Genomic DNA, 8,341 nt, shown 5'->3' on the forward strand with positions numbered 1-8,341 from the left:
GGGCCCGCCCACCACGCGCAGCTCGGCCTGCCCGCCCGGCTCCTCGGTCACCGTCGCCACGGCGGCGTGGCCGTCCACGGCCACCAGGTCGCCATCCCTGAGCAGGCCGAACACGGGCGCGTCCGGGTCGACCGGGCGGCCGTCGACCCACAGTTTCACCTCGGCCGGGGGCCGGGCCTGCCGGTCCCGGTCCAGGTCGTACGGCGCGCGGGCGTGCGGAAGCCGTACGACGTTGGCCGGCCGGGCGGCGGCGCCGTCGAGCAGATCGGCGAGGGCCGCGGCGAGGGCGGCGACCGAGGTGCTCTCGTCGCCCTCGACCAGCACGTCGCGACGGCCGTCCTCGCCGACCACGGTGAGCGTTATCCGCATGCGCGAACTCCCAGAAGGCGGTTGTACGGCGGCCTCGCGGAGAGCGTTTCATCCCGGCGCGTTCCCGTGAAGATCTCCGGGTGCGGCCCTGCGGAGACACCGTAGCCGCGCCACCCGCGCTCATCTGCGCGTTTTCCGGAATAGGTAAAGGTGCCTGTCATGACACACTTCGACGTCACCGCCGGGACAGTCCTTCCGCGTACGGATCCGCTTGCGTGCCGTCCGCAAAGCACGAACAGTGTGAATGGTGTGACAACAGGGAAAGAAGTGCATACGTACTATCACGAAATATCGTGAGAGTAAAGCTATGAGTCGATATGGCGATAGATCGACTCCCGTTGACAGGCGTATTCCTAACGGATAAGCATGGGTCGCGCATCAGGGCACTTATGGCGGCGCAAGCTGGCCATAATGGAGTGAATTCGCAACAAACGGCAAGACCGTAAATAAATTCGAGCGGCCCGAAACAGAAGGGCGCCCTCATCCCTGGGAGTCCCCCACCCATGAGGATCAGCGAGAAGACGTCGCAGGACGGCCGGGCACCCGCACGGCCCGGCCTGTCCGGACCGGCCGCACGCAAGCTGCCCGTCCCGCCGAGAGAGCGCAAGCCCGCGCTCGCCGCGCTCGCCGTCCTCCTCATCCTGGGTGGCGCGCTGGCCACCACGCTGCTGGTCATGCGCAGCGGCGACCGCGTCTCGGCCGTGCGGATCACCCAGCAGGTCGGGGCCGGGCAGCTCATCCCGCTGTCCGCGATGCAGGAGGTGCAGATCGCCGACACCGGCGTCGACTACGTCCCCTGGCGGTTCAAGGACCAGGTGGCCACGACGTACGCCCGGGTGACGCTGCTGCCGGGCACGCTGCTCACCGAGCCGATGACCGCCAAGACGACCGACCAGGTCGGACCGGGCAAGGCCAAGGTGGGCCTGTCGCTCAAGGCCGGTCAGATGCCGGCCGACCTGAGGAGCGGCGACGTCGTCCAGGTGGTCTACGTGCCGGCGCCCGGACGCGGGTCGGCCACCGCCCAGCAGAAGGTGCTGGCGACCGCCGCCCGCGTCCACGGCGTGGGCTCCGGGCGCTCGGGCGGCGGGCTGGTCACGGTCGTCGTCGACACGTCGATCGCGCCCGCCGTCGCCCAGTACGCCTCCAGCGGGGAGATCGCCCTCATCATGCTCCCGGGGGTCAAGTGACGTGGCGCTGATCGTGCTCGCCGCCGACAAGGGGGCGCCCGGCGTGACCACCGCGGCGACCGCCCTCGGCGCCGTGTGGCCCCGCCCGGTGCTGCTGGCCGAGTGCGACCCCTCCGGCGGAGACCTCGCCTACCGGCTGCCCGGCGACGACGGAAGCGTGCTCAACCCCGGGCGCGGCCTGCTCAGCCTCGGCGCGGTCGCGCGGCGCGGGCTCCACGCGGAGCTGATCTACGAGCACACGCAGCGGCTCGTCGGCGGCCTCGACGTGCTGGCCGGCCTGACCAACGGCGAGCAGGCGGCCGGTCTCACCTGGCTGTGGGGCCCGCTCGGCCGGGCGTTCGCCGCCCTGCCCCAGGCCGACGTGCTCGCCGACTGCGGCCGGCTGGGCCTGCACCCCCAGATCGGCGACCTGGTGGCCGAGGCCGACCAGGTGGTGCTGTTCACCCGGGCCAGCCTCGACAACGTCGCCCACCTGCGCGAACGGCTGTCGCTGATCGGGCGCAAGGTCGGGGTCGTGGTGATCGCCGACCCCCGGTCGTACCGGTCGTCGCTGGAGGAGATCAGGCGCATCGTCTCCGGCTGGGACGTCGCCTTCGTCGGCGGCCTCGCGTACGACCCGAAGGGCGCCGAACTGCTGCGCGGGCAGTGGGGCGGGCGGCTCGACCGCAGCCTCCTGATCCGTACGGCCAGGGAGCTGGCCACGCGCCTGGCCGCGCAGCTGGCCGCGGGCGGCGACACGGCGGCGGCGCCGCCCGTCATCAGGACGGCGAACAGGGCGAACAGGGAGCCGGAGGTGCGGTCGTGAACTCCCAGCGGCGGCCGATCGACCACGGTCTGGTGAAGCGGTTCCGGCAGGAGGTCGGCGACCGGCTGGCGCACCAGCGGCGGCTCGACCAGGCGAGCGGCGTGCCGCCGATGTCGGGGGAGGACGAGCGGCAGTTCGCCCGGGCCCTGATCGCGCAGGTGCTGGAGGAGCACGCGCGGGGCGAGATCGGCGTCGGCCGCACCCCGCCCACGGCCGAGGAGGAGGAGGCGCTGGCGGCGGGCATCCACGCCGCGCTGTTCGGCGTCGGCCGCCTGCAGCCGCTGCTCGACGACCCCGAGGTCGAGAACATCGACATCAACGGCTGCGACCGGGTCTTCGTCGGGTACGCCGACGGCCAGGAGCTCATGCACGACCCCGTCGCGGAGACCGACGAGGAGCTCGTCGAGCTGATCCAGATCCTCGCGGCGTACTCGGGCCTGTCGTCGCGGCCCTTCGACACCGCCAACCCGCAGCTCGACCTGCGCCTGCCGGACGGCTCCCGCCTGTCGGCCGTCATGGACGTCACCGTGCGGCCGGCGCTGTCGATCCGCCGCGCCCGCCTCGGCAAGGTGTTCCTCAGCGACCTCGTCGGGAACGGCACGCTCACCCCCGAGCTGGGCCGGTTCCTCACGGCCGCGGTGGCCGCGCGGAAGAACATCATGATCGCGGGATCGACGAACGCGGGGAAGACCACGCTGCTGCGGGCCCTGGCCAACGAGATCCCGCAGCACGAACGGCTGATCACGGTGGAGCGCGCGCTGGAGCTGGGGCTCGACCAGTTCCCCGAGCTGCACCCCAACGTGGTGGCCTTCGAGCACCGCCTGCCCAACTCCGAGGGGCAGGGCGAGATCACGATGGCCGAGCTCGTGCGGCGGTCGCTGCGCATGAACCCCTCGCGAGTGATCGTCGGCGAGGTGCTGGGCGACGAGATCGTCACGATGCTCAACGCGATGACCCAGGGCAACGACGGGTCGCTGTCGACGATCCACGCCAACTCCAGCATGGAGGTGTTCAACCGCATCGCGACGTACGCGTTGCAGGCCGAGGAGCGGCTGCCGATCGAGGCCACCCACATGCTCATCGCCGGGGCCATCGATTTCGTGGTGTTCATCGAGAAGCGCAACGACTACCACCGGGGAGGCACCCTGCGCCGCTACGTGTCCAGCGTCCGGGAGGTCACGGGCTGCGACGGGCGCGTGCTGTCCTCGGAGGTGTTCGCCATGGCGGGCGATCACCTCGTGCCGCACGCCCCGATCTCCTGCGCGGACGAATTGGCCGCCCACGGGTACGACCCGGCGCGGGGAGCGTGGCGATGAGCGGCCTGCTGCCTCCCGGCGTCCTCGATCCCCTGGTGCTGCTGGCCGGCGCCGCGGCGGGCGGCGGGCTCTTCCTGCTCGCCCTGGCGCTGTACGGCCTGCGCCCCCGGCCGGCCGGTCCGGACGGCAGGGCCGAGCGGATGCGCCTGCTGCGCGCCCTGTCCACGCGCTCGGCGATCGCGGCGGTCACCGGTGTCCTGGTGCTGGTGGTGACCGGCTGGCCGGTCATCGCGGGGGGAGCCGTGCTGCTGGTCCTGGCCTGGCGGGGGTTCACCGGCGGCGCGGCGGAGGAGCGGGCCGCCATGCGGCGCCTGGAGGGCCTGGCGGCGTGGACGGAGTCGCTGCGCGACACGATCGCCGGCGCGGCCGGGCTCGAACAGGCCATCCCCTCCTCCATCCGGGCCGCGGCCCCCACGCTGCAACCGCACCTGCGGGCCCTGGTCGACCGGCTGCACACGCGGATGCCGCTCGCCGACGCGCTGCGGATGTTCGCCGACGAGCTGGACGACCCCTCGGCCGACCTCGTCGTGGCGGCGCTGATCCTCAACTCGCGGCTGCGCGGGCCCGGCCTGCGCGACGTGCTCTCGGCCCTGGCGGTCTCCGCGCGCGAGGAGCTGGACATGCGCCGGCGGGTGGAGGCCGAGCGCAGGTCCACCCGCAAGAGCGTGCAGATCGTGGTCGGCACCGCCCTCGCCTTCGCCGCCGCGCTGGTCGTCTTCAACCGCTCGTACGTCGAGGAGTACAACTCCGTGCTCGGCCAGGCCGTGCTGGTCGTGGTGGCGGGCCTGTTCGGCGCGGGGTTCGCCTGGATGCGGCGGCTCGCCCGGTTCGACAAGCCGGCCCGGATCCTGGCTCCCTACCACCGCCCCCCACCGTCCACCAAGGACGTGGTCGTGCAGAACGTCGCGGGGAGGGGCGGTGAGCTGCTCCATGACCAGGCGTGATCGTGCGGTCTGCCGCCCCCGGCCGGCGGCTTCGCCCTTCGTGATCAGGCACCCCCCGTTCATCGGGCGCGATGGCATCGGTGATCTCGCCGACGGGCGGAGGGCGCCGTGATCGAGACAGTGCTCTGCGGAGCCGTGCTGGGCCTCGGGCTCTTCCTGCTGCTGCGGGCGCTGTTCCCGCCCCGGCCGGGCCTGACCGCCCGGCTCGCCGCGCTCGACCAGGCCCGCGACGGCGAGGGCGTGCCGCGGGCGCCGCTGATCGCGCCCGAGGAGGACGTCAGCGAGTTCCGCCGCACGCTCGGCCTGCGGCTGGCCCGGTTCTACGCGGCGCGGGGGTGGGAGGCGCGGTCCGTCAAGGCCGACCTGGCGCTTCTCGGCAAGTCCTTCGAGGGGTTCCTCGCGACCAAGCTGCTGCTCGGCGTCTCCGGCCTGCTGGCGTTCCCGATCCTCGTCGGCTGGCTCGCGCTGATGGGGTGGGGCGTCTCGGTGCAGGTGCCGCTCTGGTCGGCCCTCGTCGTCTGCGTGATCTTCTTCCTGCTGCCCGACGCGCAGATCCGGCGGGACGCCGCCGTACGACGCCGGGACTTCCGGCACGCCGTGGGGGCCTTCCTCGACCTCGTGTCGATGAACCTCGCGGGCGGCCGGGGCGTGCCCGAGGCGCTGATGATGGCGGTCGCCGTCGGCAGTCCCGTCACCACGCCCGGGGCGTTGAACGGCGCCGTGTCCGCCAACGGGGCCGTGAACAGGGCCGGGCCCGCCCCCGGCTCCAACTGGGCGATGGAGCGCATCCGCGAGGCGCTGGCCAATGCCCGGATCGTCGGCATCACCCCCTGGCAGGCCCTCGGCCAGCTCGGCGACGAGATCAACGTTGACGAGCTGCGGGACCTGTCGGCCGCGCTCGGGCTCGTCGCCGACGACGGCGCCAAGGTCCGCGCCTCCCTCACCGCCCGCGCCGCCACCCTGCGCCGCCGCGAACTCGCGGAGGTCGAGGGCAAGGCGGGCGAACGGTCCCAGTCGATGCTCGTCGCCCAGCTCCTGCTGTGCGCGGGCTTCGTGATCTTCCTCAGTTTTCCCGCAGCCATGAAGATGTTGGGGGCCTGATGCTCTGGTTCCACTATTTGATCGCCGTGCTCCACGTACGGCTGGACCGCGCCAGGAACGCCCCGTCCAGGGGAGCCTCGGCGGTCGAATGGGTGATCATCACCGCCATCATCGCCGGAGTCGCGCTCGGCCTGGCCACGCTCATCAAGCAGTTGGTCGAGCAGAAGCAGTCCGACATCCAGAACAGCTTCGGCGGCGGCGGCGACGGTGGTGGCGGCGGTGCCGGCGGTGGCGGGGAGTGACCGGCAGGGGCCTGGCGACCCGGGTATGGCGACCATGCCGGGAGTGACGAACGCGCGTGCCGCGGATCCCGTGCGGTGCGCGGAGCGCGTGGTGGCCGTCGTGGGCACCGCCGTCGTGGGCACCGGGGCCGTCGGCCACGGCGCCCCGGCCGGGGCGACCGCCGACGCGGCCCGCGTGCCGAACGGGTCCCGCCCGCGTCGAGCCGGGGCCAGTACGCGGGCGGGGGTGAGTGAACGGCTCGCGGGAAACGCGCGGGCCGGGGCGAGCGGGCGCGGCGAGCGAGGCGGGCGGGCCTCTGGACGCCGGAAGGGCGAGCGGGGCGCCACGGTGATCGAGCTCGCCATGCTCATGCCGGTCGTGCTCGCCGTCGTGCTCCTGATCGTGCAGGTCACGCTCTGGTTCCACGGCCGTCAGGTCGCCGACGCCGCCGCGCGGGAGGGCGCGCGCGTCGCCCGGGCGGGCGGCTCCGACGGCTGGCAGGAGGCGGCCGAGGGCAAGGCGCGGCAGATCGTGCAGGCCATCGGACCGCAGTTGCTGAAGAACGCCCAGGCCAAGGCGTGGGAGCAGGGCGACCAACGCGGCGTGGAGATCACCGGCAGCGCCGTCCAGGTAGTGCCGCTGCTGCCCGAGACGACCTTCACGATCACCTCGCGCTTCGGCGGGCCCATCGAGTGCTTCCGCCCCGACGACGGCTCGGACGGCTGCGAATGACCCGGATCTCACCCCAATCCGCCCCGTCCGGCGAGCGCGGCGTGCCCGGAAGGCGCGACGTGGGGGAACGCGGGTCGATGACGGCCGAGACGGTCATGCTGGCCCCGCTCTTCCTGCTCTTCCTGCTGTTCCTCGTCGGCGCGGGCCGGATCGTGGAGGCCCAGGGAGAGGTCAACGGGGCCGCGCGGGACGCCGCCCGGGCGGCCTCCGTGCAGCGCACCGAGGCGGAGGCCGAGTCGGCCGCGAAGGAGGCGGCCGAAGCCGCGCTGTCCGGCGACTGCTCGCCGCAGGTCAGCATGTCCGGCAGCGAGTGGAAGATGGACGGCTTCGTCCGGGCGACCGTGACCTGCGAGCTCAACCTCGACGTCCTCGGCTTCGGCGCCACCAAGCAGATGTCGGGCGCCTCGGTCGTGCCGCTCGAACGGTATCGGAGGGTGCAGTGACCCCGCCGCGCCCGTGCCCCGGCTCTCCGGCTTGCGTCGTCCCGTGGCGTGGCCGGCGTCCGCGTGGCCGGCGTCCGCGTGACCACGGGACCGCTCCGCGTCCGGCCCGAGGCGCGATGCCCTCGCCGCGCCCCCGCGTGAGACCTGTGGTGGTCAGGCACGCGCCGCGCTCCGCCGCACGCGGGGGCCCGGCGGAGCGCGGCTCCATGTCGGTGTTCGTGGTCCTCTTCTCGGGAGTGGTGTTCCTGCTGGCCGGGCTGCTGGTCGACGGCGGGGCCGCCATGAACGCCCGGCTGAAGGCCGCGGACATCGCCGAGCAGGCCGCCCGCGCCGCCGCCGACCAGATCGACGTCGAGACCCTGCGGGCCACCGGTCAGGTGCGGCTGCTCGCCGACGAGAGCGCGGTGTGCGGCCCGGCCGAGGAGATCACGGCCAACCAGCAGGCCGACGGCGTACGCATGACCGAGTGCACCGTGGGCGGCGGCCAGGCGGACGTCACCGTGGCGGTGTCGGTCCACTGGAACGCCTTCTTCCTCGCCGCGCTGGGTTTCGCCGGCTCGGACATGGAGGCGGAGGCCACGGCCGCTCCTGACCCGGGAGAGGCATGACAGGCACGCGGCCGCCGGGCGGGCGGCGGGAGGAGTTCCTCCGCGAGACCCAGCGGGGGTCCGGGCGCGAGGTCCAGCGGAGTCAGGGGCGCGAAGTGCGGCGAGGGTTCGAACGCGAACCGCAACGGTCTTCCGGCCGCGAAGCGCGGCGGGGGTTCGAGCGCGAAGCCCAGCGGGGTTCCGGCGCCGAAGCTCCCGCGGGTGGCACGCCCGGGCGGGGCCCCCGCCCGCGTCCGGAGGGCCTGCCGTCCGTGCTGGGGCCGCAGCGGGCGCCCGAGCACTGGCACGACGACCGGCCCGTACGGCTGCGGACCCGGCGTACGGCCGGGGACGTCCTCGCCGGTCTCGGGGCCCTGGTCGCGCTGGTGGCCCTGGTGGGCGGCGTGCCGTACGCGCTGCTCCGGCTGGCCGGTCCGCCCGTCAGCGGCGACCTGCTGAACGCGGACCTGTTCACCAGCCAGGTCGGCCCCGACACGATCATCGCGATCCTGATCCTCCTGGTGTGGCTGGCCTGGCTGCAGCTGTTCCTGTGCGTGGTCGTCGAGGTCTACGCGGGGCTGCGGCGGGTCGGCATGCCGGCCCGGGTGCCGCTGTCGGGCGGCACCCCATATGTA

The 8,341-nt window shown here is 73.4% G+C and carries 10 protein-coding genes and 1 pseudogene; 10 read left to right on the top strand and 1 reads right to left on the bottom strand.

The window, feature by feature from the left end:
• Positions 1-369 (bottom strand): hypothetical protein (locus AB0J39_RS36050; protein ID WP_363473079.1); only part of this gene is annotated, 369 nt, incomplete at its 3' end.
• Between the two features lie 503 nt (positions 370-872).
• On the opposite strand from AB0J39_RS36050, the gene AB0J39_RS36055 reads away from it, so the two are divergent.
• The 10 genes and pseudogenes from AB0J39_RS36055 to AB0J39_RS36100 all read left to right on the top strand — a co-directional run.
• Entirely contained in the window at positions 873-1,556 is a 684-nt protein-coding gene (locus tag AB0J39_RS36055) for a hypothetical protein (RefSeq protein WP_363473082.1), read from the top strand.
• Position 1,557: 1 nt separating this feature from the next.
• Positions 1,558-2,361, top strand: coding sequence for a hypothetical protein (locus tag AB0J39_RS36060; RefSeq protein ID WP_363473084.1), 804 nt, complete (start codon positions 1,558-1,560; stop codon positions 2,359-2,361).
• Positions 2,358-3,677: an ATPase, T2SS/T4P/T4SS family gene (locus AB0J39_RS36065; RefSeq protein WP_363473086.1), complete on the top strand. Its 1,320-nt coding sequence runs from the start codon at positions 2,358-2,360 to the stop codon at positions 3,675-3,677. Before AB0J39_RS36060 ends, AB0J39_RS36065 begins: the two co-directional genes overlap by 4 nt.
• Complete coding sequence (locus AB0J39_RS36070; RefSeq protein WP_363473088.1) at positions 3,674-4,621, top strand: type II secretion system F family protein; 948 nt, start codon at positions 3,674-3,676, stop codon at positions 4,619-4,621. Before AB0J39_RS36065 ends, AB0J39_RS36070 begins: the two co-directional genes overlap by 4 nt.
• A 108-nt stretch (positions 4,622-4,729) precedes the next feature.
• Complete coding sequence (locus AB0J39_RS36075; protein ID WP_363473091.1) at positions 4,730-5,722, top strand: type II secretion system protein; 993 nt, start codon at positions 4,730-4,732, stop codon at positions 5,720-5,722.
• Positions 5,722-5,964, top strand: coding sequence for a hypothetical protein (locus AB0J39_RS36080; protein WP_363473093.1), 243 nt, complete (start codon positions 5,722-5,724; stop codon positions 5,962-5,964). The genes AB0J39_RS36075 and AB0J39_RS36080 overlap by 1 nt, the downstream gene beginning before the upstream one ends.
• A gap of 43 nt (positions 5,965-6,007) precedes the next feature.
• Entirely contained in the window at positions 6,008-6,676 is a 669-nt protein-coding gene (locus AB0J39_RS36085) for a TadE/TadG family type IV pilus assembly protein (RefSeq protein WP_363473096.1), read from the top strand.
• Positions 6,677-6,717: 41 nt separating this feature from the next.
• The gene (locus tag AB0J39_RS36090) at positions 6,718-7,119 is read left to right on the top strand and encodes a TadE/TadG family type IV pilus assembly protein (RefSeq protein ID WP_363473098.1); all 402 of its coding nucleotides are present in this window, start codon (positions 6,718-6,720) and stop codon (positions 7,117-7,119) included.
• 206 nt (positions 7,120-7,325) lie between these two features.
• The gene (locus AB0J39_RS36095) at positions 7,326-7,727 is read left to right on the top strand and encodes a pilus assembly protein TadG-related protein (protein WP_169986131.1); all 402 of its coding nucleotides are present in this window, start codon (positions 7,326-7,328) and stop codon (positions 7,725-7,727) included.
• Positions 7,724-8,341: pseudogene (locus AB0J39_RS36100) on the top strand (hypothetical protein); the annotation flags it as partial. The gene AB0J39_RS36095 and the pseudogene AB0J39_RS36100, both read left to right, overlap by 4 nt.

It is taken from the genome of Microbispora sp. NPDC049633, assembly GCF_040675265.1.
Classification (GTDB): Bacteria; Actinomycetota; Actinomycetes; order Streptosporangiales; family Streptosporangiaceae; genus Microbispora; species Microbispora maris.